This is a genomic window from Neptuniibacter pectenicola (genome assembly GCF_001597735.1).
GTDB lineage: Bacteria > Pseudomonadota > Gammaproteobacteria > Pseudomonadales > Balneatricaceae > Neptuniibacter > Neptuniibacter pectenicola.
This window is the reverse complement of record NZ_LUTS01000008.1, coordinates 19649-42878: the sequence shown is the minus strand read 5'-3', so window position 1 is coordinate 42878 and position 23230 is coordinate 19649. Positions and strand designations below refer to the sequence as shown.

The window sequence follows — 23230 nt, the reverse complement described above, 5'->3', positions numbered from 1 at the left end:
CCCGAGAACCAAAAACGCAGCCGAATGGCTGCGTTTATGAGGTAGCGATGCTGCTGCATCAATGATGGGTATGTAGTTGCGCCAGCAGCATTTGAATAGGATGGGGAATAACCTGCTCATCAATGCGCTTAACCTGACTGCGGCAGGAATACCCCGTTGCAACCAGTTTATTTTTATTCTCCGGCGCATTCACCACATCAGCCCAACTTAACTGATAGATCGCTCTGGATGTATCGGCATTTTGGGTTTCATGCCCATAGGTCCCCGACATGCCGCAACAGCCGACCGCTTGAATACTTAGCTTTTGCCCCATCGCCTCATAAATCTCCTGCCAGAGGCGAATTGATGGCGCCACCGAGGTTTTTTCGGTGCAATGCGCGAGCAATTTAAACTCGGCACTAGGCAGATGCGGCGAGTTGTACGTTTTAAGACGATCGGTATGTGTTACTAACCACTCCTGAATCAGCTGCACATTAGGTAGCTCTTTTTCAGGTATGACATAACCGTACTCTTGGCGGTAAGTTAAGGTCATGGAAGGGTCAACGCCGATGAGCGGTACGCCTGTTTCGTCTAAGGCTTTAAGCATAGCACCGTTAGATTCAGCCGCCTTCTCAAACGCCTTCATAAAGCCATGCACATGCAGTGGCTTACCGTTGGGTTTAAAGGGCGCCATCAACACATAAAAACCTAGGCCCGTTAAAAGATCAATCAGATCTAAGACAAGCTGAGATTCAAAATAACTGGTGAACGCATCCTGTACGATAATAACCGCATTATCACGCTCCTCAATACTTAAGCCTTTTATCAGCTCTGGCGTTGCAAACTGAACACCACGGGCTTTCATGCCAGAGATTAAGCTATTGGTACAGATCGCTGGGCTATCAACCATGCCGACATGTTTACGAAAAACCGCTTTAAGTGCCCGGTTTTTCATCGCCCAGTTGTAAGGCGCTGGAAACTTAGCCAGCCATGGAATCATGTACTCTAAGCTACCCACCATATAGTCCTTAGCTGGACGTAAGTAACGCCCGTAGTACACCTCTAAAAAACGCGCTCTAAAATCGGGAACATTAACCTTAATGGGGCACTGACCAACGCAAGATTTACACGCTAAACAAGCCATCATTGACTCATGCACCTCATGGGAAAAGTCGTACTCTTCGCCTTTTTGCTTAGATAAGGTGTTTTTTATCCGACTCGGTAGCGAGGTAAAAAATGAACGGGCTTTAACCTTAGCTGATTCCGTCTGTAGGTTAGTGCCTGTTTTCTCGATTAAGCGAAGCCATTCACGAATGAGCGATGAACGACCTTTAGGCGAATTAATACGCTGCCGAGTCCCTTTCCATGAGGGGCACATCGCATCATTCGGATCGTAGTTAAAACAAGCCCCATTGCCGTTACAGAACATCGCTGAATCATACTCTTCCCGCACAGCAGCGCTGATCTGACGATCAAACTGACCACGGGTTGGCACTTGATCAATTTTAAGCAGTTCAGCCCCCCCAATTGCAGGGGTCGCAATCTTACCCGGGTTCATTTGGTTTCGCGGATCAAACGCGGCTTTAATCTTTTGAAGTTCGGGGTATAGCTCACCAAAAAATTCAGGCGAGTATTCAGACCGAACCCCTTTGCCGTGTTCCCCCCAGAGCAGCCCTTTATATTTAACGGTAAGCGCCACCACTTGGTCGGTAACCTCACGAATTAACGATTCCTGATGCTCATCTTTCATATCGATTGCGGGGCGCACATGAAGCACACCAGCATCAACATGACCAAACATGCCGTATGCCAGCTCCCTATCATCTAGCACCTTGCGGAACTCCATAATAAAGTCAGCAAGGTTTTCTGGTGGAACCGCGGTATCTTCAACAAAAGGGATCGGGCGTTCCTGACCTTTGGCGTTGCCTAACAAGCCAACCGATTTTTTACGCATGGCCCAGACTTTGTTAATTTCGGTCGCACCATAGACAACCGAGAAACCAAAGCTCTTACCCGTTTCACCTTCAACCGTCTTTAAATGGGCTTCTAACTTTGCAACATCGGCTTTTAATGCGGCCTCATCATCCGATGTGTATTCAACGAGGTTGATCCCTTTAATGTCAGGCTCACCCGCTTCTGTTGGAAAATAAGCACTGACTGTGTCCCAAATGATATCGCCCATTGCTAAATTAAGTACTTTAGAATCAATGGTTTCTATTGATGTTGGGTTAAACTTCATTAAGTCTGTCGCATCACGTAATGAGGTTTCAAAGCTATCGTATTTGATATTAACCAGCGCGGCATATTTAGGGATAGGTAACACATTCAGTTTGGCTTCAACAATAAACGCGAGGGAGCCTTCACCACCACACAAAACAGAATTTAGATTAAATAAGCCCTGCTCATCGCGGATATGGGCAAGGTCATAACCGGTTAAACAGCGATTAAGTTTGGGAAACTTCGCATCGATCAGGTCTTTCTTTTCGGTAAAAATAGCATCAACTTGACGATGCACCTCGCCGACTTTGTCATCACGCTTTTTGATCTCAGCCAGTTCGTCGTCTGTAATAGGTCCCGAAGACCACACCTCTCCACCGAGAAACACCGAGTTAAGTTCAAGCACATGGTCACGGGTCTTGCCGTACATAACAGAGCCTTGACCACTGGCATCGGTATTAATCATGCCGCCAATGGTTGCACGGTTACTGGTGGATAGCTCCGGCGCAAAAAACAAACCATAAGGTTTTAGCGCGCGATTCAGTTGGTCTTTTACGACACCGCCCTGAACGCGTACCCAGCGCTCCTCTGCATTGATCTCGAGTACCTGATTCATATGCTTGGAAACATCAACGATCAAACCGTCGGTCAATGATTGTCCGTTTGTCCCCGTACCACCGCCGCGAGCACTTAATTTCACCTCGGCAAACCGCGTCTCATCCGCCAACTTAGCAATAAGTACCAAATCCTCTGTAGATCGAGGATATAACACGCCTTGCGGCAGCATTTGATAGATGCTGTTGTCCGTTGATAACACAATACGGTTCGCGTAATCGGGGTTTAGGTCACCGGAAAAACCGTTTTGTTTAAGTGCGTCAATATAATCAAGATACAGGGCGTCAGTGGTTTCGACTTGCGAAAGACGAGGGATCATCTTTTAGGACCTCTATAGACAACCGCAGCGCTGATCTGCTCAAAAATCAGGCTTATATCGCGGTTGTTGCTCAAATTTGTGATATTGGGTGCTATGATGCAGAATTGTTATTTATCAATCAAACGATAAAATTCTATTAATTAATTGGTTATGTCGAATAATATATCTATACGCCACCTACGTGCTTTCACTGAAATTGCCAAAAGTGGCAGTTTTACACGGGCTGCCGAAAACCTGCACCTGACTCAATCAACACTGACCGCCACCATAAAACAGCTCGAAGAGCAGGTGGAGTTGAAGCTGTTTGACCGCACAACACGCCGCGTTATGCTAACCGGCGAAGGGGAAAACTTCTTCCCAGTGGCAGAAAAGCTAATCTCCGATTTTGATACCGCGTTTAATGACTTAAAAGCGACCACCTCGCAACAAAAAGGCAAGATCGGCATTGCGGCATCGCCCTCAATGATTGGCAGAATGCTGCCTGAGATTATCAAATCCTACCATCAAGCCTATGCCAATATAGGACTTTACCTGCGCGATGATAATGCGAGTGGCATCGAACAACGGGTATTAGAAAATGATGTGGATTTTGGCTTAGGTGGTAATCATTCGAACCAACCGGAATTAAACTACCAACCGGTGTTAATGGATCAGTACGGTATTGTCCTCCCCTCAGACCACCCTCTAAGCCAAGCGGTGCAATTGAAGTGGGCGCACGTGAGTTCACTACCAAGAATCCATTTAACCGAGGACACCGGCACCCGTTCGCAGTTATATAAATTAGAAAGGGAAAACAATCTGGGATTAAATACCCAAAGCCCATTGATTGAGGTCTCAACCCCAGCAGGGCTGGCAGATATGGTAAAAGCGGGTCTAGGTGTTTCTATACTTCCGGCACTGGCGGCCAGTACGAGCGCCTTTTCAACGCTAACATTTATGCCTTTGCACTCACCTGAGCTACAACGAAAAATCTACATAATTACACGTAAAGGTCGCGCGCTAAGTCCTGCCGCAGAAACAATGATGATTATGCTACAGGACTATTTTAAAACGACTCAGCTACCCCATCATGTAACTAAAGCCCCCTCTTAACCAACGTTAATTAAGGCTCTTCAGAATCACTTATACGCGCGAGGCGCTCTTGCTCTTCGGCAAATGCTTCTTTGATCTCAAGCAGAACCGAATCAACATCGGCAGCTTCGCCACTCTCTTCAAATAACCCCGTCAATTCAGTATCGGGGGTTAGATCGCCCTCTTCATACAGCGCCCAGATCTCTTTTGCATACTGCGTATCTAATAGTTCAGGTGCATACTGTCCATAATAGCTTCGCATATTATTAACATCGCGCTCGAGCATCCATTGGGCGTGATTATTGGCTGCCGCATCAACCGCCTGAGGAAGGTCGATAATAACGGGGCCATAGGCATCAACTAGCACATTAAATTCAGAGAGGTCGCCGTGGACTAAACCGGCACACAGCATTCTCACGATATCGCGAATAACAACGGCGTGGTCGGCTAGCGCCTGCTCGGCACTCATCGCCACATCATTAAGACGCGGTGCGACTTCACCATTATCGTCCGTAACTAACTCCATTAGCAGAACACCATCGAAACAGCCATAAGGCTCAGGAACCCTGACCCCTGCCGCTGCTAAACGGTACAGCGCATCAACTTCGGCGTTATGCCAAAGTGTTTCTTGCTGGTCTCGACCAAACTTAGAGCCTTTCTCCATCGCGCGCGCACGACGGCTATTACGTACCTTGCGGCCTTCTTGGTACTGTACTGCTTGTTTAAAGCTACGTTTACTCGCTTCTTTATAAACTTTGGCACAACGGATCTCTGATCCACAACGTACCACGTACACTACCGCCTCTTTTCCACTCATTAACTGCCTGAGAACTTCATCGACTAGACCGTCATCAACAAGTGGTTGTATTCTTTTAGGGATTTTCATGGTGCCCTTATACATGGATTAGAGTACATATGAAACTATATGAAATGAAAAGAAGCAATTTTATCCGCTGATCTTTTTGTATAACCGTCATTCGCTAAACGATTACTGACGGGCAATCACTGTTTCGGATAAGATAACCAATTGATTCCCTATCTCTTTTAAGGCTTATTTATGGCACAGGCAGGCCCCTTGATCGATACGCTGAAGCGCGAGCTGAAAGCACACGGAAAAACCTATGTAGATGTGGCTACCGTCTTAGAACTGAGTGAAGCCTCCGTCAAACGGCTCTTTGCTGATAAAAACTTCACCCTGCAACGCTTAGAACTGATTTGTGACATGCTTAATATCGAGCTCTCTGAATTAGTACAACGGATGAGTAAAGAGCAACATCAGTTAATCCAGTTAACACGGGAGCAGGAAAAGGAAATCGCTAACGATTTAACCCTGCTGTTAATCACTGTAAGCGTTATAAGCGGGATGTCTTATGAGGATATTATCTACAGCTACGATATTCCTGAGGCCGTTTGTTTTCAAAAACTGGCACAGCTAGATCGATTAAAAATTATAGATTTACTGCCTAACAATCGGGTCAAACTACTGGTAGCCCCGAACTTTCATTGGCTCCCTAACGGCCCAATACAGCAGTTTTTTCAAGAGAAGGTAGAGCAGGACTTTTTCAGTTCACGTTTCGACAAAGCCAACGAAAAACTCATCGTCACTAATGCGATCCTTACTGACAGTTCGAATGCTCGCTTACAAAAGAAGATGGAACGTTTAGCCGCTGAATTTAATGAACTGATGCAGGAAGATCACGCCGCCCCAAGCCAACAAAAAAATGGCACAACCATGGTATTAGCCATCCGCCAGTGGCAATACTCTTTATTCAAAAAGATGAGCAAGTAAGCCGTCCCATAGGGATAAGAAGCAGCAAACACCAACACTGTTCAACCAAACGCTACTGGCGGGCAAACGAATCTAGGAATACACTTACAACACACATTCAGTACAAGTTAACGTGGCTTAGAATACGTTCTAATCGTTTTTTTATATTGATATAAAGAATGTTTTTTATGTAAATGGAGTTTTATATTGCATTCTCGTAACAATGAAGTTGAACTCAATGATCGCTTAGAGCTCCTCTATAGAAACTCATACGCTAGCTTTTTAATCATGCTGGCTGCAGCGTCTGGCGTCATCTTTTGGTTTGACTCTGGAGATCACCCCTATGCAAAGTTCACGTGGTGGAGCGCAGTATTAGTCGTGATGCTGTGGCGTTTATTTCAAAGCTACAAATGGAGTATAAAAGCCAAAAAAGGAGAGCTTGGAACCGCCTGTGACCTCACTCGATTCCGCATAGGCGCATTATCAACGGCTTCACTCTGGGCATTTTATTGTATCTATTTTTATTCTGGCTCAGATATTTATGAACTCTGTATATCTATGGTCATTGTCGCAACCTTAGCGGGAGGCGCGTCCACAGTTTTGTCCGGTGATCGATTTATTTCACTCCTATACCCTCAAATTTTACTCATCCCTTATTCAATACTCTTAACCCTATCGGGGAAGCCCGAGCTCCAAATGCTGGGGGTTTTAGGCTTACTGTTTTCATGCATTATATTTTTCAGTGCACTAAAAGCGGCTCAGTTCACGTTAGACTCCATCAGGCTTAGGTATCAACACACTCAGCTGCTCAATAATATGAAGAATGAAGTTGAATCACGAACCGAAAGAATTATAGAACTAAGCCAGCTAGACTCACTCACTAAGCTATTAAACCGCCCTGCTTTTATCGAAGAAGCAAACCAACAAATTAAGCACACACCCAACAGCCACTTATGTGTGTTTTTTATAGACCTTGATAGTTTCAAACCCGTCAATGACAATTTTGGGCACCATGTCGGTGATAGTCTCCTTAAACAGCTAGCCTCTCGATTAAAAGAAAATTTTAACGACAATGCATTAATTTGTCGCTGGGGTGGTGATGAATTCATCATTATGACAGAAACAACCCATCGAAAAGATGTGGATTCTATCGCTAAAGAAATTAACATTGTAATGGAATCCCCTTTTATTTTTGATGGATATAAAATTGATATGAATGCCTCCATTGGTATTTCAATTTATCCGACCCATAGTCAAACTTTAGATGAATTAATCTCTTTTGCTGACGTATCCATGTATGAAAACAAACATACACAAAAAGCGGATTATGTACTCTTTAGCAAAGACCTAGCGGAAAAAGTACAACGTGACTTTTCACTCTCTTCAGCGATCAGAAAAGCAGTTTCCAAAAAACAGCTAAAACTGGTTTATCAACCGATCATCGACACTAAAAATGGCGAATGTCACGCCGTAGAAGCCTTACTGCGGTGGGAACATAACGGCAAAGCGGTTCCCCCGGACGTTTTTATTCCCTTAGCAGAGAAAAATGGCGCGATACGAGAGATTGGCTACTGGGTGCTTGAAAACGCAATACAGCAGCAACACTCAATGATGCAAAACGGCTTAAACATTAAAATCTGCATCAACGTCTCTATTGTTCAATTTGAAGACCCTGGGTTTGTAAACAGCGTTAAAGCGTTGATAGATCAGTACAAAGTTGATGCTAGCCTATTCCATATTGAAATTACGGAATCTGTTTTCTCTAGCGATAAGCCTAAGCTTTTACAGGCAATCAAACAGTTACAAACCTTAGGCTTATTTATCTCCATCGATGACTTTGGAACCGGCTATTCATCCTTATCCGTCATTCAAGATTTAGGCGTAAACATCGTTAAGGTTGACCGCTCTTTTGTTAATCGATTGGATTCCAATGGCGCCGCCATCGTTAAAGCCGTCATGTTGATGGCCAATGAACTTAACTATAAGGTTGTAGCTGAAGGTGTAGAAACCCCAGAGCAAGAAGCTAAGCTCAAAGCATTAGGTGTCCACTATTTACAGGGCTACTTGTTTAGCAAACCCCAAACCTACACTCACCTTATAAAACAATTTGGTCCCTCCTTTCAGTCTATTAGCAATAACACCTTAACCTCCGCCCTGTAGTACCTTTTACGCAGTGGGTATTAAAATATAATACGTCAAGTTCAATATCACGTAACTTTCCACAAACAAGTATTGTTTAAGTATGAGTTACACCATCCTTGCCTTCATTCACTCATGAGGGCAAAACAATGACTAACTTAACAACCACACACAAAACAACACGTTTAGTCGCGCTAGGACTCAGTGCTGCGCTACTCTACTCTCCCGTTACCGAAGCGGCGGGGCTACTAAAACCAAACAATGCCAGTTACGCTGACCTACAGATCAAAACCCATCATGTTAATGTTGTTATTGAAGACATGTATGCCACCACTACGATTGAGCAGACCTTCCATAACCCAAACCCTAATGACCTTGAAGCGATCTACTCCTTTCCTGTACCAGAAAAGGCAGCGGTAGGTGAGTTCAGTTATTGGATCGATGGAAAACCGGTCACCGGTGAAGTGGTAGAGAAACAACAGGCACGACAAATTTATGAGCAAGAAAAGCAGCAAGGCCATGCGACGGCCATTGTAGAAAAAGACAAATACAAAACCTTTGATATCTCTGTTTTTCCGGTTAAAGCCAACCAAGATGTCAAAATAAAACTGGTATACCTACAAAACACCCAAACAGATACCGGCATAGGTCGTTATGTTTATCCGCTTGAAGATGGCGGTGTGGATGCTGAAAAGCAAAGTTTTTGGAGCCGCAATGAAAGCGTCGAAGAGGCCTTTAGTTTTAATGTAAAACTACGTACCAGCTATCCCGTTGATGGATTACGTATGCCCCAGCATCCACATGCGAACCTTCAACAGCTCAATACCCATGAGTGGCAAGCAACACTGATTAATCAAATCACCGCCCAACAACCCAATAGGGATGACCGCACACTGCCATCAAACACCGCAACGCTCACCACAGACGCGCCCACTGATCTAAAGGCGGCAGGCGAATATGATGCTGAAAGCCCCAATCAATCGACAACCGTTACGCGTTTAGATAAAGACATTCTCCTTTACTGGAGGCAAGCACAAGGCCTACCGGCCAGTGTAGATATGGTGAGCTATAAAGAAGCGAACAGCAGCAAAGGCACCTTTAAACTAACCCTGACGCCAGGGAATGATCTGCCCCTTATCACGCAAGGCCGAGACTGGGTGTTTGTCTTAGATATATCGGGGTCCATGCAGGGTAAATTTTCAACCTTAACCGAAGGTGTTCGCCAAGGGCTTGGGCAACTAAACCCACAAGATCGCTTTAAAATCGTATTGTTTAATAACCAAGCGCAAAACTTCACTCAAGGCTACCAGCCAGCGGATCAACACACGATTAGTCGCGTTATGGCTCAACTCGATAGCGTACAACCGGGGAATGGAACCAACCTATACGCGGGACTAGCACAGGGCATTAATCAGTTAGAGGCCGACCGCAGCACCGCAATCATCCTCGTCACCGATGGCGTTGCTAATGTGGGCGAGACGGAGAAATCTAAATTTTTGCACCTACTCGAAAAGAGAGATGCCCGCTTGTTTACTTTTATTATGGGCAACAGCGCCAATCGCCCACTGCTAGAAGAGATGACCCGCGTATCGAATGGTTTTGCCATGTCGATCTCTAACGCAGATGACATTATGGGGCAGTTGATGCTGGCCAAAGGAAAAATGACCCACTCCGCGATGCGCAATATCAACCTAAAAATATCCGGTATTCGTGGCAAAGAGATCGTGAAACCACGCCTAGCCAATACACTCTATCATGGACAACAACTCACAGTGTTTGGTCATTACTACCAACCCGGTGAAGCAGAGATCACATTAACCGCAACCATTGATGGTAAAGAGAAACGCTATAACACAAAGATTATGCTCCCTGAGCACGCGACAGCGCACCCCGAACTTGAACGTTTATGGGCCTATGCTGCGATTGAGGAGCTTCAAGCTGAGATCGATTACCTAGGTGCTGATAAGGACGCTGAACAAGCAATTACGGACACGGCGATTGAATACGGTTTAGTGACGGATTACACCTCAATGATCGTGGTACGAGATGAGGTCTTCAACGCACTCAATATAACGCGTAGCAACCAACAGCGCGTTGAAAAAGAGCAGAAGGCCAGAGCCGCTCGTTTGCAGCAACCAGTTACCGCTCAACAGCACCGTGTTGATCAACAGACACCGATGTTTGTCGATAGATCAGCCACCCAGCCAAACCAAAGCCAACCCCGTGCAGCGGTATCACCCAGCCGTAGCGGCTCTGGCGGCGGTGCTATATCACCTTGGTTAGTGCTATTTATTGCAGCGTCCATTGCGCTTATCCAGCTTCGCCGACTTAACGGCTCGACCACTAAAAAAGCCTAACCCTTGAGTATGACAATCATGAATACGTTATCCACTCAAACGCCCCCCTTTAGGGGGGGGCATGTAGGAAAAGCCGCTAAAACCTTTCCTTACCTATCACTTCTCACCAGTTTCACCATGCTACTTTTCGGACTTTTACCCAATAATGAACAACAACTAGCGGCACTTAGCTTTAACTACAGCGCGATTGTGGATCAACATGAGTATTGGCGACTGATTAGTGGCCATCTGATCCATAGCTCATGGGATCACCTGTTTTGGGATTTAATAACATTTACCGCTGCAGCCAGTTATTTAGAGCGACAGAGCCGTAATTTATGGGTATGCGCAACGGTTGTCAGCACCCTCATCCTAGACCTGTACCTACTCTCTCCTTTAGCAAACATTGAGTATTACGCGGGAATTTCGGGGGTACTTTATACGCTCATCACGTTGGCGGGGTTATTTTGGTACAGCAAAGAGAAAAGCCTATTGGGGCTACTCCCCCTTAGTACTATTGCCATTAAAACCTTATTTGAACTCACCGCACAGGATGCAGTCTTTGTTACAGACGGCTGGCATCTCTATGCCCCTGCGCACCTTATCGGTGCCAGTATAGGCATCACTTTATGGCTACTTTGTCGCCGCTACCGCTTGATGTAATACAGTATAAAATAAGGTGCAGATAGCAACGCCGGTTGGGAGGGTTATTTAATCAGGGGGAGGCGTGTTATCCACCTCCTCTCCTGATCGGTTTAAGCTTACATTTGGGCCGTCGCCCTAAAATGGCCTAATCTGTCTGCTTGTCATTATTGGCTAAAAAGAACCACGTATCCAGCACCGAGTCTGGGTTCAAAGAGATAGTATCAATCCCCTGTTCCATCAACCACCGTGCAAGATCAGGATGGTCTGACGGCCCTTGACCACAAATACCGATGTATTTACCTTGTTTTTTACACGCAGTGATTGCCATTGATAGCAGTTTTTTAACCGCTGCATCGCGCTCATCAAAGAGATGGGCAATAACACCAGAATCACGATCAAGGCCTAAGGTTAATTGAGTCAGATCGTTAGAGCCGATTGAAAATCCATCAAAATACGCTAAAAACTCATCCGCCAGTAGCGCATTTGAGGGAATCTCACACATCATGATGACGCGTAAACCATTATGTCCCCGCTTTAGACCATTCGCCGCCAGCAGATCAACCACTTGTTTAGCTTCACCCGGTGTACGTACAAACGGGATCATCACTTCCACATTCGTTAATTGCATCTCATCGCGAACACGCTTGAGTGCACGACACTCCAACTCAAAGCAATCACGGAAGGATTCAGAAATATAGCGCGTCGCACCACGGAACCCTAACATTGGATTTTCTTCATTGGGCTCATACATATCGCCACCGATAAGGTGTCCATATTCGTTGGACTTAAAGTCCGACATACGAACAATGACCTTCTTCGGATAAAACGCTGCCGCCAATGTTGAAATACCTTCGACCAAACGATCAACATAAAAGTCGACAGGACTGCTATAGCCTGAAATGCGCCGCTTAATAGTTTGCTGTAACGAGGGCGTCTGTTGGTCAAAGTTGAGCAATGCTTTAGGGTGAATGCCGATCATACGGTTGATGATAAACTCAAGCCTCGCAAGGCCTACACCCGCATTAGGCAACGCTTGAAAATCAAACGCGCGATCTGGGTTCCCCACATTCATCATGATCTGGAAAGGTAGCTCAGGCATCGACTCTACACTGTTAGATTGATGCTCATAATCTAACTTCCCTTCATAAACCCGGCCCGTATCGCCCTCCGCACAGGAGGCTGTCACTAGTTGGCCGTTCACAAACTGTTCGGTTGCATCACCACACCCTACAATCGCTGGTATACCTAACTCACGGGCAATAATCGCCGCATGACAGGTGCGTCCACCACGGTTGGTAATGATAGCGGCAGCCCGTTTCATCACAGGCTCCCAATCGGGATCCGTCATGTCGGTCACCAACACCTCACCCGGTTGCACCTTATCCATCTCGCTCAAGTCATATACGATACGCACGTTACCTGAACCGATACGATGACCGATAGAGCGGCCTTCAACCAACACACGGCTCGTTTCTTTTAGCAGATAGCGTTCAATCACCGCTTGGTTACTACGGCTTTTAACTGTTTCAGGACGAGCCTGAACAACAAAAAGCTCACCGGTGTCACCATCTTTGGCCCATTCAATATCCATTGGCCGGCCGTAATGAGACTCTATTTCGACCGCGATCTTCGCGAGCGCTTCAACATCCCCATCATTAATTGAAAAAGCGCCCCGCTCTTCAGGACTAACTTGGACAGTACTCACGGGACTTTCAGCCCCTGGCTCGGCGTACACCATTTTGATGGCTTTTGAGCCAATGGTGCGCCGAATAATCGCAGGCGCGCCCATTTTTAGTGTCGGTTTGTAAACATAAAATTCGTCAGGATTTACCGCCCCTTGAACAACCGTTTCACCTAAACCATAAGCGGAGGTAATAAAGACAACATGATTAAAACCAGACTCAGTATCTAAGGTAAACATCACCCCAGAGGCACCGGTTTCACTTCTAACCATGCGTTGAATACCCGCCGACAACGCCACTTCACTGTGTTCAAAACCGTGATGAACGCGATAAGAGATAGCCCGGTCGTTATACAGCGATGCAAACACCTCTTTAATCGACCGTTTAATATCAGTGAGGCCACGTACATTCAGAAAAGTTTCTTGCTGGCCTGCAAATGAGGCGTCTGGTAGGTCTTCTGCTGTTGCCGATGAACGTACAGCAACGGCAATATCCTCACCATTGGACATCTCTGCCCATGCGGCTTCGATTGCGCTATTAAGCTGCGGTTGAAACTCAGCGTTCATGATTAAATCACGAATGGCTTTACCGGCATCTTTCAGATTTTGAATATTGTTCGTGTCCAGCTGATCAAGTTTGTCCTTAATCTGGTCTTCAAGACCCCCGTGGGTCAGAAACTCTTTATAAGCAAGGGCTGTGGTTGCAAAACCGTTTGGCACTTTTACATGTGCGCCTGAAAGTTCTTGCAACATTTCACCTAGAGAAGCGTTTTTACCACCCACTTTCTCTATATCGTCCATACCTACCTGATCAAGGCGCAGTACATAGTTCTGCAACGGTCTATCTCCTACTCGGCTGTCGTAACGGTTGTTCAAAAGTTAGTCATGCGGATAAATCAGCATTAATACGACTGATGTTCCTGCTTATTATTGTGTAGTAACACTCTTAATCGAGCGATGATATGGCTTTGATCTTACTTGAGTGAAAGCAAAAAATCCTTACCTAGCCTAGGGAAAATGATCAAAAACAAGTGAAAGGCGTCATGTCTTTGTGGATTTTTATACTTATAGCTACATTTCGTAGGGTTATCAGGTGAATTTAAGCCTGTCCGCGCTCATCTACTTTAACCAATCTGTTATAGTGCTCCCTCTATTTACCTGCTGTATGTATAAAATGACTATGAAACAACCTGCGAAACGAACTGCTTTTTTTATCTCTGATGGCACAGGTATCACGTCTGAAGCCTTAGGGCACAGCCTACTTGCTCAATTTGACAGCATAGAGTTTGAACAGATTACACTCCCTTACATAGACACCCCCGACAAAGCTAAGGAAGCGGTGTCTAGAATTAATAATGCAGCCATTCAGGATGGCACACGACCCCTTATCTTTGACACGGTGGTTAATGAAGATATTCGTTCGATTATCGCTGAATCGAGCGCGTTCAAAATTGATGTGTTTTCTAGTTTTTTAAAACCACTAGAAAGCGAACTAGGTGCACGTTCAAACTACTCGGTTGGTAAATCCCACGGCATTGTTGAACAAACGCGTTACAAAGATAGAATTGATTCGGTCAACTTTGCGATCGACAATGATGACGGCGCGAGAACCCGACAGTATGCTAACGCCGACATCATTCTTGTTGGTGTGTCCCGATGCGGAAAAACACCCACCTGTCTTTACATGGCGATGCAGTTTGGCATCAAAGCAGCCAACTATCCGCTTACTGAAGAAGACTTAGAATTCAGCAAGTTACCTGATGTTCTTGAAGTGCATAAACATAAGTTATATGGCTTAACAATTGACTCATTTCAGTTAGCCGCCATACGCCATGAACGTCGAGCTAATAGCCGATATGCCTCACTGGACCAGTGTGATTTTGAAGTGCGCGAAGTGGAAAAGCTTTTTAAAAAGCTTAATATTCCCGCCATCAACACAACTAATTTCTCCATAGAAGAGATATCTACACGCATTATGGCGCAAGCAGGACTTAACCGCAGAATGAATTAACCTCAAGTGGAATGATGGGCTAATTGGCGCATCATTCGACGCAGTTTCTCCGCCTGCTCCCGCTTGTTGGGAAGATCGTCAAGCGCCTTAGCCATCAACTCATACGCGGGTATAAGCGCTTTATACTGGGGATCATCGCGGTGTAAACCGTTTAACAACTTAACAACCAATACCGACTTGCCTGCCTCAAAACATGCTTGAGCGATTCGATAGCGCACATCGGGTGAAGTTGGCTGGTAGTGCTTATCCAGTAATAAAAGGCGCTGATAGGCAGTGGATGCTTGATTCTCGCGCCCTTGTCGGCCTAAAAGATCTAAATAGGTTGGCCAAAACGCATCAATCTCATCCAGCTTATTAAGCCCGTAAAGAAAATCAAAAAAACGGCTGTGGAGTTCATAGCTTGTAGGAAATGCTTGCAGCCCTTGCTTAAACGTTACACAGGCCCCGTCAAACTGTCCCTCTTTTGTAAGTACATCAATATTCGCTAGCATTCTATTTTGGCTAGAGCGCCCAGCTGAGTGCTCCGAAGACTCCAACCGGCTAGTAAACCCCAATATTTTCTGTTTTTGGAAGATGAGATAGCCCATTAAATGGAAGATCACTATCAGGTAATAGTAAGAGACGATACTTTGCAGAATCGCCGAGAAGAAATAGACCTGTTCTTCTAATATCTGATGCAGCGTACCTACCGAAGCAATCATAATGGCAATAAACAACAGCAACAGGAGATAAGCTCCACCTAGTGTAAAAACTAAACGCCCTATCTCAATAGGATTAATCGCAGGGCCTATCTGCTCGAAACGGGCATAGTTAATAAAAACCGCGGGTAAACACACCATCCAAAAAATAGAGAACAGTACCGACGCCAGCCCACCAAACAGGCGCTCTACCCCTACAATCATCAAACTAATACCGATCAGTATAAAAATAATATGCAGGATTATTTTAAAGCCACCGGAAAACGCTTCATTCATATCCGGTGCGGTTACCCCACCGTCAGTTGTCCGCTGTAGGCAGAGGAAGCTGTATTTCGTTGTGATCGCGGTCACTATCAGTGAGAGACAGAAGCCGGTTATCCCACCGATGAATGCGCCCATAGAGGCCAGAAGAGAGGCGATAAAAATAAGCATCATCGTTTGCTTATTCATCGGGTAATGGAAAGCACGATCCAGGCGTCGCCAGAACGGCGCAATATCCGTAGCACCTAAACTATCAACCGCACCTGCGCACACAAAGCAATGGGGCTCTGGATGTTCAGGGTCATCATCAACACAGTGGTCACATTGGTTTATCTGGCACGATTCACAATGATAAGTTGACGCGGTTAACGGGTGGTATTTACAGTACGCCATCCTCTAATTAACTCCTACGGCCGGGTATATAGATCAACATGTGCGCGCCACCTTTGCGCGTTTAGCGTTATGCATGTATGAACACAACCCGTTCTTTATTTAATATCTACGACAGCGTTCATAGATCTCTACGGCCGCTTTCTCATACTTTATTTGTTTAGCTTCATGCTCTCGTTCACCAAAACTCACTGAGAGCTTTCTGGCAAAATGACTTAACGTCTCATTCTTTATGCCCTGAGAATACAGCGAGATGAAAATATGCTCTGCTGTTGCCAAGCTAGGTAACGCTGATAAACGCCAGCCCAACTGAAGTATTTCATTATTATCCATCTGCTCATTAAGGCGATCATTTGCCAACCAAAGTGCTTCGACCTGTGCTAACTGATGCAGGGGTAACTTTTCCATTTTAAGCAGATCAATCAATGCTGCATCCCGCATCGGGTCACCCCGCTCATTTAACAGGTTGTACTTAACCCGTAATAGCTCGAAGTCATTACCGTAGGTGTTAATGAAGTCATCTAAGGTATTAAGCGCCGTATCAAAGGAGAAACGGCCTAAGGCTTTATACACTTTATCTAGATCACGTTGCCTTGGGGATTCCACCTCATCTTCAGCCAAATACTCCTCATCCAGCATTTTCGGATCCACCAGCAAAGCGGTCAGGATTAAGATAGCGCCGCTGACAAAGCCGCCAGTATGCGCCATGAACGCAACATTAGAATCCATTTGAGTGAAGTAGTTATACAACTCATTTGCGATATAGAGTGGCAGAACAAGCAATGCCGGTGCGCGAATGAAGCCCACAAACACAAAAAACCAATAGAAGAACTCGATTTTTCTAAAACGAAACACCCCTAAATACATGGCCATGACACCAGAAATAGCACCCGACGCACCAATGAGCGCATTTGGGCTGTATGGGTTCACCATGACGAACAGTACGCCCCCAGCAATACCTGACACTAAATAGAAAAGCAGAAATCGTAAGTGCCCAATGGCCGCTTCAACAGCAAAGCCAAAAATGATGAGAAAGAACATATTTCCAAATAGATGCATGGCGCTCCCATGCAGGAACTGGTAACTCACCAGCTCAGTCACACCAAGATCTTTCGGCTTTAAGCCGAAGCCATACAGTGCCGTTGATTCAAACGCTTGGTGTATCTGCTTACGGTCCTGCCAATAGTCCCCTTTTTTCGGCTCCTGAAACGTCACCCAATGGGCGTTTAGGTAGTCTAAAAAGCGGAAATCACTGAGCATATAAAAACTTAGTTGTTGATGTTGCCCTTGGTTATAAAGTAATTGGTAATCCACGATTACCTTTTCGGGAACATCACTGCTTTCGAGGTAGTTGAGATAGACGGGCCATTCTGTTTCAAAGTATTCCAGTGTTTCATAACGGTTTAATGCATCAGAAAGCGTGCGCTCATCTCCTTTTTGATAAACAAAGAAAATAATGACATTGGCTAGCACCAAAATAAAAAGCATGATTGGAGGGTGTTTCCAATCAAATCGTTTTTCCGTTGGTATGATTACCATAGCGCGTCAGATCCATCCTCTGGCCTAAGAGTGCAGCCTACCCTATTAACTCAATCAGTCATGACAAAAGACTAGCACGGTTAAAGGCGACTGCCTTAGCTTTGAGTAAAAATTAATCTAAAACAGCAATTTAAGCTATCCCAAAGTAGCCGTTTATTCATACGATAGTGTATGAACGGTTATTGAGTCCGTAGCCAATAGGAAGGAAACTGGTAGGGGTTTAGCTCCCCCCGTAGACAACAGCGAAGTGGTGTCATAAATAGGCTTGATAATCAGCGATTGATTATGGGCGCACGACCGTTAATAGGTCCGCCTTATGAAAATGCACCTCGTTACCACCAATAATGGCACTTCCGTGTATCTCTTGAGCATCAAAGTTGATCAATAAGGTGACATAATCACCATAGCCCTGTTCAAACCATGAGGCAAAATAGCGATTATTATCAACCAGCATCGCTTGATACGGAAAAGGCCCCCACCACCGCTCCGGCTTTGACCCCGTCAGATAGCGGTAGCTGACACCCTCTACAGCAAATTTCACATGATATGAGCGGCCACTGGTATACATATAACGGATTTCCGTGCCATCAAGTGCACGGGTTGTTTCCGGTTCACTCGCCTGCGCAGAACCCGCACAGGCGATGAAGAAACAATAAAGTGAGAAATAGAGTGTCGAGGCGTTCGATAACATTTTCATATATTTCTCACGTTAGTTTAAATAATTAGGCCGTTAATAAGACGCCTTGATCTAATAATGCCATACCCCGTATTCATCACTACATTAGCATAAGCACTCGGACTATGGGTTTAGTATGCCCATGATAAGTAATAAAACCGGCTCAAAAGGCAACAAGATTAATCGTCGTCATCACCAGACGTGTCATCATCTGTTACATCCGAAATGCTCGCCAAGGTGTAACAATTAATTTTACGGTTTACTTTGTCCTGATAGCGCTTCCATGTCCGTTCGTGGAGGGACTCGGCATCTTTATTACCATTACAAAATTCCATAAACGCTTGCTCCTGCTCACAAGCAGGTTCCCTCGCCCCAGAAGCCAACTCAATATAAGCATGACCATACATCTCTATCAGTTGTGCTTGTTCGCGGGTGAATTCACCACTGCGAGCAAAGCCATAAGGAAAGTTTTTAGGATCTCTAAAGCGTTTATCCGACTTGAATGCGTCATTAAGTTGCATCCACATGCCCCCCAAATCTGTATAGGTAATATCGCGAATCATTGAAGATCGAATGATTTATTTTTAAGAGAGATAGGGGCGCTAACAAACCGACTAACAACCGCTTATCACACACAACCACCGATCAGTTTTTTGCGATAATAATCCTAAAAGATGACGAAGAGAAGTCTCTGTATAAACATAAATAGATGTGTTGTTATCTCCAGCCTTGCAACCAACATTCATCGTTTTTTAGCACATTAAAATCCATGGTAAAGCGCTGCTGATTAATCACGGCTTCAAGCACACACTCCACAACATGAACATTCTCTTCATCGCGGATAAGTTCAGTGATGATAAAATGTTTCTTCTTCTCAATCGGCTCCACCGCCGTCCACTTAGAAAGCAGTAGTTTATTCGGGTTAAACGGGTTCATGGTGTAAACCTCTCTGGCAGAAAACGCAGTCTAATAACAAGGTGTAACGCTATAGATATCCGTGTGGTTATTGCCGTTATTGGTACTCATCGATACTACGTCTACGCTCAAGCGTATAATCAATCACGGGCTGAGGGCGAGACAAAACAGGTGCGGTAGGCTCACCGAGCAGATCAGTTGATAACGACTCAGCATGGGGTGACAGCCAACGCTCGATATAACGCTTTTTAGGATCGAAACGATCTCTCTGACGGGTAGGATTAAATATTCTAAAATAAGGCGCAGCATCCGCACCGACAGAGGCACTCCACTGCCAACCGCCTAAGTTGGATGCAAAGTCGCCATCAATTAAATGCTGCATAAAAAAGCGCGCCCCTAAACGCCAATCTTGACGCAAGAGTTTTGTCAGAAAAGACGCAACAACCATTCTGACACGGTTATGCATCCAGCCGGTTTCTAACAACTGCTTCATCCCCGCATCGACAATATCAAACCCCGTTTCACCTCGACACCAGGCCTCAAATTTAGCCTTGTCATACTGCCAGCTGATTTTAGCTTCAATCTCCGGTTTAAATGGCTGAAAACGACTCATTTCAGGGAACAGGCCTAAAAGGTGACGGTAGAACTCTCGCCAGATCAGTTCAGTAACCCACTGGCTATAAAACCATTCGGGGTCATCAGAGTACGCCTGTACGGCTGCAATACATTGTCGTGTTGTCAGTACCCCTACGGTTAGATAAGGCGATAACGAAGATGTGCCTGGCTGTGAGGGAATGTCTCGCAGCTGAGAGTAATCCGGAAAGTGCTCACCGACAAACCGCTGTAGCTGCTCATGGGCATTATCCGCTCCCGCCGGCCAGAGTGCTGGATTCCAATCAGCCCCTAGGCATAAGCTATAACCAATATCGGTAGGGATAATATCGCTTTCCACATCGCCGCAAGGGTTAGACATAAGCGGCTGTGGTGCAGGTAATGGCCCCTGTTCACTCTGCGTAAATCGCTGGCGCCATGCTTTGCTAAACGGCGTAAACACCTTATAAGGCAAGCCCTGTTGATTAAGAACAGAGCCTATAGGTAATACTACGTCTGATTCGAACCGGTGACAGTCCATGCCCTGCGCCAAAAACAACTGCTGAACAGCAGCATCTCGCGTTTGCTCATATTCAGGCACTTCATTATTAAAATAAAGCTCACTCACCTTATACCCGTTCGCTAACGTCAGTAGCTGTTGAGGTAAGGTTTCATTGTTAGCGGTATGGATGATTTTTAAAGGGATGTTTAAGCCCGCCAACGCCGCCTTTAAGGCATTAACATTAGCAAGCCAGAACTGAACCCGACTTTTTGACTCATCTTGTAATACCCATTGCTCCGGCGTGATAGCCACGACGGCTACAACACCACTGCCTGCGGCGTTGGAGGTTGCCATTTGGGCCGCCCGTTCGCAAGCGGAATACAGCGCTTGATTGTCACGGATTCTAAGATCATTTCTAAACCAAACAAGTTTTGTATTTATCACAGACCTGTTGCTCTCACAGTATGTTTTAGTCGGCTTTATTCAGTCGGGCTAAGAAGATTAAATATAATTTCTTAATCCAAGCTCGTGGGGATAAGGATCCAAGTAAGCCTGCGATTTAATGTAATCAGAGCCGTGCCGCTTGAGGTAATGTTTAAGCAGGGATAAAGGCACCACCAGATGCACTTTATTGGTACGGTACTGTTCAATGGCATCCAAAAGGTCTTGCTTCGTTTCTGAATCAATCTCTTTTTTGAGATAGCCCATAATATGCATCAGCACATTAGTATGGCTTTTACGGTCGGCCTTTTTACTTAGGAAGGTCATCAAATCGAGGATATATTTTTGCAATACATCGGTCAGGGGTTGCTTAGAGGCAGCGTCCGCCAAGTATTTACCTAGCTGCTTATATCCTTCATAGCTATGCGCCATCAATTGATATTTATGACGGCTATGGAACTGAATGACTTTATGCAACGTAGGCTCACTCATCACCTCCTGCTGCCAGTTGTAATAAACAAACACACGGGTGATAAAGTTCTCGCGCAGCACGGCATCATTTAAGCGGCCATCTTCCTCCACCGGTAAGGCAGGGTTATTCTTCATAATTCTTGCTGCATACACACCGCTGCCAGCGACATTTGGCATACCATTTTCGTGGTACACCTTGACTCTCTCCATACCGCAGCTAGGGGATCCTTGCATCAGTATATAACCACACAAGTCCTGCTCTGCTTGGCTCACTTGATCGGCATAATCAGCCAGTCTGTCGGTTACATCGAGGGAGGGATCTTTTACCCCAACAACACGGGGAGCCTCAGCGCTTCCCACTAAACGAATAGGCTCACGAGGCGTGGTTAATCCAATAGCAACTTCAGGACAAAAGGGTTTTAAATCAAAGCATTCGCTTAAAACATTCAAGCAATACTTTGAGCGTTTATGGCCGCCATCATAGCGGACTTTATGGCCTAACAAGCACGCACTTACACCGACAGGAATTGATAGTTTAACATCACAATTTTCCATTTGTATCGCCCTATAAATAATCTAATAACTGAACATAAAAAGGCTGCTAAAACCCAGTCATTGGCTGAACAATCTTACCTAGCAATGTGCTGAATTTAAGCGGCGCATCGGTTGCAATCAAACAGATACAATCTACATCACTGTCCACCAGCGGTTGATGTTCGACTTCGTTATCTAAGTCCGCTATATCGCCAACCGTAAAGCGCCCTATTTCATCCGAGAAAGAGCCCTGCAGTATTAAGGTTAGTTCATTACCGTCATGGCTGTGAGGTAACATCGCTTTACCTGGGGCAATACGGAGCAACCTAGACACGCCTCCACGCTCACTTTTACAGGGCAGGTCATGAAAATAAACACCAGGGACGATACGTTTCCATTCAACATTGTCCAATGAACCGCCTATGTAGTCTCCCAATGCATGTGGGATACCTTTGTCGTACGTATGCGTACGGGACTCAGTCTCATTTGGATGGGTGCAATCCAGTAACTCAGCCCCTAAGTCAGGTTCCTCATCAATACAGTCCAGCAATGTTTGTAAAGCATCTTCACTCACATCTGCCGGCGACAAGCTCTCTAATAAAATCCCCCCCATCGCTTCAGAATGGGCCAGACGCTCACGACATGTTGGGCACATAGAGATATGGCACGCGGTCACTAAAGCCATCGCTTGTGACATTGCGCCCGCGGCATAGCTAACAAGTGTCGCTTCATCAAGGTGATGTTTAATATTCATACCCCCTCCCTCCACATCCATTTTAGCTTTTCTGATGCCAACCTAATTCTAGATTTGACGCTCCCCAAAGGAATCCCTAACCGGCTTGATATATCGGAGTGGGACCGCCCCTCAAAAAATGACATATATATAACCTGAGCTTGGTTTTCGGGTAATGTATTGATCGCTTGGTTCATACGTTCAGCGATAATGCGTTGTTCGCACGGGTCATGTTGATCATCTGGTTCCTCTTCCCACTGCTCTAAATCACATTCGGGATATTTTTGTTTACGCATCAGGTCGATACTTTTATTTCTAGCTAAGGTAAATATCCACGTACTGGCCGCTGCTTTTTGACTATTATAAAGATGCGCTTTGCGCCAAACAGTGAGCATGGTTTCCTGCATCAGTTCTTCGGCAACGCTTTCAACTAGCCCAAGCCGTATCAGGTAGGCTTTAACACGCGGCGCAAAGTGTCTAAACAGACGAACATACACTGCTTTATCTTTGTGCTCGGTTAAGCGGGTAAGCAGTGCGCTCCAATCGGGATCGGCGCTAGTTTTGTGATCCGTCACCGTTGGCATAGCTACAACATTTTCCACATCTTCACCTGGTGGTTTATTTTCCATACTATCCCTTACGATGCCTTACAGATATTGGATCACTATTAACGATATAACTAAAAAAAAGATAAACAT

The 23230-nt window shown here is 45.4% G+C and carries 18 protein-coding genes; 6 read left to right on the top strand and 12 right to left on the bottom strand.

What is annotated here, in order from left to right:
- Nucleotides 1–58 precede the first annotated feature (58 nt).
- Nucleotides 59–3130: a D-2-hydroxyglutarate dehydrogenase YdiJ gene (gene ydiJ, locus A3773_RS11330; RefSeq protein WP_067986092.1), complete on the bottom strand. Its 3072-nt coding sequence runs from the start codon at nucleotides 3128–3130 to the stop codon at nucleotides 59–61.
- Nucleotides 3131–3280: 150 nt separating this feature from the next.
- On the opposite strand from ydiJ, the gene A3773_RS11325 reads away from it, so the two are divergent.
- The gene (locus A3773_RS11325) at nucleotides 3281–4222 is read left to right on the top strand and encodes a LysR family transcriptional regulator (RefSeq protein WP_067986090.1); all 942 of its coding nucleotides are present in this window, start codon (nucleotides 3281–3283) and stop codon (nucleotides 4220–4222) included.
- 10 nt (nucleotides 4223–4232) lie between these two features.
- Here A3773_RS11325 and A3773_RS11320 read toward each other — a convergent pair whose 3' ends face one another.
- Nucleotides 4233–5087 carry a PA4780 family RIO1-like protein kinase gene (locus A3773_RS11320; RefSeq protein ID WP_067986088.1) on the bottom strand — a complete coding sequence of 285 codons (855 nt, stop codon included), beginning with the start codon at nucleotides 5085–5087 and terminating at the stop codon, nucleotides 4233–4235.
- Nucleotides 5088–5258: 171 nt separating this feature from the next.
- Between A3773_RS11320 and A3773_RS11315 the strand changes: the two genes are divergently transcribed.
- The 4 genes from A3773_RS11315 to rrtA all read left to right on the top strand — a co-directional run bounded on the left by A3773_RS11315 (nucleotide 5259) and on the right by rrtA (nucleotide 11107).
- Complete coding sequence (locus A3773_RS11315) at nucleotides 5259–5990, top strand: helix-turn-helix domain-containing protein (protein ID WP_067986086.1); 732 nt, start codon at nucleotides 5259–5261, stop codon at nucleotides 5988–5990.
- Nucleotides 5991–6176: 186 nt separating this feature from the next.
- A complete protein-coding gene (locus tag A3773_RS11310; RefSeq protein ID WP_067986084.1) occupies nucleotides 6177–8129 on the top strand; it encodes a putative bifunctional diguanylate cyclase/phosphodiesterase in 1953 nt (650 codons plus the stop codon).
- Nucleotides 8130–8257: 128 nt separating this feature from the next.
- Complete coding sequence (locus A3773_RS11305; RefSeq protein ID WP_067986082.1) at nucleotides 8258–10465, top strand: VIT and vWA domain-containing protein; 2208 nt, start codon at nucleotides 8258–8260, stop codon at nucleotides 10463–10465.
- A gap of 18 nt (nucleotides 10466–10483) precedes the next feature.
- Nucleotides 10484–11107: a rhombosortase gene (gene rrtA / locus A3773_RS11300; protein WP_197462771.1), complete on the top strand. Its 624-nt coding sequence runs from the start codon at nucleotides 10484–10486 to the stop codon at nucleotides 11105–11107.
- Between the two features lie 127 nt (nucleotides 11108–11234).
- Here rrtA and ppsA read toward each other — a convergent pair whose 3' ends face one another.
- On the bottom strand, nucleotides 11235–13607 hold the full coding sequence (gene ppsA, locus A3773_RS11295) for a phosphoenolpyruvate synthase (RefSeq protein WP_067986079.1): 2373 nt from the start codon (nucleotides 13605–13607) through the stop codon (nucleotides 11235–11237).
- 337 nt (nucleotides 13608–13944) lie between these two features.
- Between ppsA and ppsR the strand changes: the two genes are divergently transcribed.
- On the top strand, nucleotides 13945–14781 hold the full coding sequence (gene ppsR / locus A3773_RS11290; protein ID WP_231902196.1) for a posphoenolpyruvate synthetase regulatory kinase/phosphorylase PpsR: 837 nt from the start codon (nucleotides 13945–13947) through the stop codon (nucleotides 14779–14781).
- A gap of 2 nt (nucleotides 14782–14783) precedes the next feature.
- Here the strand turns inward: ppsR and A3773_RS11285 are convergent, their stop codons facing one another.
- From A3773_RS11285 to A3773_RS11245, 9 genes are all read right to left on the bottom strand, one after another.
- The gene (locus A3773_RS11285) at nucleotides 14784–16133 is read right to left on the bottom strand and encodes a tetratricopeptide repeat protein (protein WP_067986077.1); all 1350 of its coding nucleotides are present in this window, start codon (nucleotides 16131–16133) and stop codon (nucleotides 14784–14786) included.
- A gap of 99 nt (nucleotides 16134–16232) precedes the next feature.
- A complete protein-coding gene (locus A3773_RS11280; RefSeq protein ID WP_067986075.1) occupies nucleotides 16233–17669 on the bottom strand; it encodes a rhomboid family intramembrane serine protease in 1437 nt (478 codons plus the stop codon).
- A gap of 283 nt (nucleotides 17670–17952) precedes the next feature.
- The gene (locus A3773_RS11275) at nucleotides 17953–18366 is read right to left on the bottom strand and encodes a hypothetical protein (protein WP_067986073.1); all 414 of its coding nucleotides are present in this window, start codon (nucleotides 18364–18366) and stop codon (nucleotides 17953–17955) included.
- Between the two features lie 158 nt (nucleotides 18367–18524).
- Nucleotides 18525–18866 carry a MaoP family protein gene (locus A3773_RS11270; protein ID WP_075109555.1) on the bottom strand — a complete coding sequence of 114 codons (342 nt, stop codon included), beginning with the start codon at nucleotides 18864–18866 and terminating at the stop codon, nucleotides 18525–18527.
- 196 nt (nucleotides 18867–19062) lie between these two features.
- Nucleotides 19063–19281 (bottom strand): TIGR02450 family Trp-rich protein, encoded by a 219-nt coding sequence (locus A3773_RS11265; RefSeq protein ID WP_067986069.1) that lies wholly within the window; start codon nucleotides 19279–19281, stop codon nucleotides 19063–19065.
- Between the two features lie 76 nt (nucleotides 19282–19357).
- Complete coding sequence (locus tag A3773_RS11260) at nucleotides 19358–20797, bottom strand: cryptochrome/photolyase family protein (protein WP_082800611.1); 1440 nt, start codon at nucleotides 20795–20797, stop codon at nucleotides 19358–19360.
- A gap of 57 nt (nucleotides 20798–20854) precedes the next feature.
- A complete protein-coding gene (locus A3773_RS11255) occupies nucleotides 20855–21820 on the bottom strand; it encodes a YbgA family protein (protein WP_067986065.1) in 966 nt (321 codons plus the stop codon).
- Between the two features lie 46 nt (nucleotides 21821–21866).
- Nucleotides 21867–22553 carry a ChrR family anti-sigma-E factor gene (locus A3773_RS11250; RefSeq protein WP_067986063.1) on the bottom strand — a complete coding sequence of 229 codons (687 nt, stop codon included), beginning with the start codon at nucleotides 22551–22553 and terminating at the stop codon, nucleotides 21867–21869.
- Entirely contained in the window at nucleotides 22550–23161 is a 612-nt protein-coding gene (locus A3773_RS11245; RefSeq protein ID WP_067986061.1) for a sigma-70 family RNA polymerase sigma factor, read from the bottom strand. Before A3773_RS11245 ends, A3773_RS11250 begins: the two co-directional genes overlap by 4 nt.
- Between the last annotated feature and the right edge of the window lie 69 nt (nucleotides 23162–23230).

Coding starts and splice junctions, on each gene's coding strand:
- A3773_RS11320 (WP_067986088.1), bottom strand. CDS start 5,087: ATGAAAATCCCTAAAAGAATACAACCACTTGTTGATGACGGTCTAGTC.
- A3773_RS11275 (WP_067986073.1), bottom strand. CDS start 18,366: ATGAAAATGTTATCGAACGCCTCGACACTCTATTTCTCACTTTATTGT.
- A3773_RS11315 (WP_067986086.1), top strand. CDS start 5,259: ATGGCACAGGCAGGCCCCTTGATCGATACGCTGAAGCGCGAGCTGAAA.
- A3773_RS11255 (WP_067986065.1), bottom strand. CDS start 21,820: ATGGAAAATTGTGATGTTAAACTATCAATTCCTGTCGGTGTAAGTGCG.
- ppsR (WP_231902196.1), top strand. CDS start 13,945: ATGACTATGAAACAACCTGCGAAACGAACTGCTTTTTTTATCTCTGAT.
- A3773_RS11265 (WP_067986069.1), bottom strand. CDS start 19,281: ATGAACCCGTTTAACCCGAATAAACTACTGCTTTCTAAGTGGACGGCG.
- rrtA (WP_197462771.1), top strand. CDS start 10,484: ATGAATACGTTATCCACTCAAACGCCCCCCTTTAGGGGGGGGCATGTA.
- A3773_RS11270 (WP_075109555.1), bottom strand. CDS start 18,866: ATGCAACTTAATGACGCATTCAAGTCGGATAAACGCTTTAGAGATCCT.
- ydiJ (WP_067986092.1), bottom strand. CDS start 3,130: ATGATCCCTCGTCTTTCGCAAGTCGAAACCACTGACGCCCTGTATCTT.
- A3773_RS11325 (WP_067986090.1), top strand. CDS start 3,281: ATGTCGAATAATATATCTATACGCCACCTACGTGCTTTCACTGAAATT.
- A3773_RS11250 (WP_067986063.1), bottom strand. CDS start 22,553: ATGAATATTAAACATCACCTTGATGAAGCGACACTTGTTAGCTATGCC.
- A3773_RS11245 (WP_067986061.1), bottom strand. CDS start 23,161: ATGGAAAATAAACCACCAGGTGAAGATGTGGAAAATGTTGTAGCTATG.
- A3773_RS11305 (WP_067986082.1), top strand. CDS start 8,258: ATGACTAACTTAACAACCACACACAAAACAACACGTTTAGTCGCGCTA.
- A3773_RS11285 (WP_067986077.1), bottom strand. CDS start 16,133: ATGGCGTACTGTAAATACCACCCGTTAACCGCGTCAACTTATCATTGT.
- A3773_RS11280 (WP_067986075.1), bottom strand. CDS start 17,669: ATGGTAATCATACCAACGGAAAAACGATTTGATTGGAAACACCCTCCA.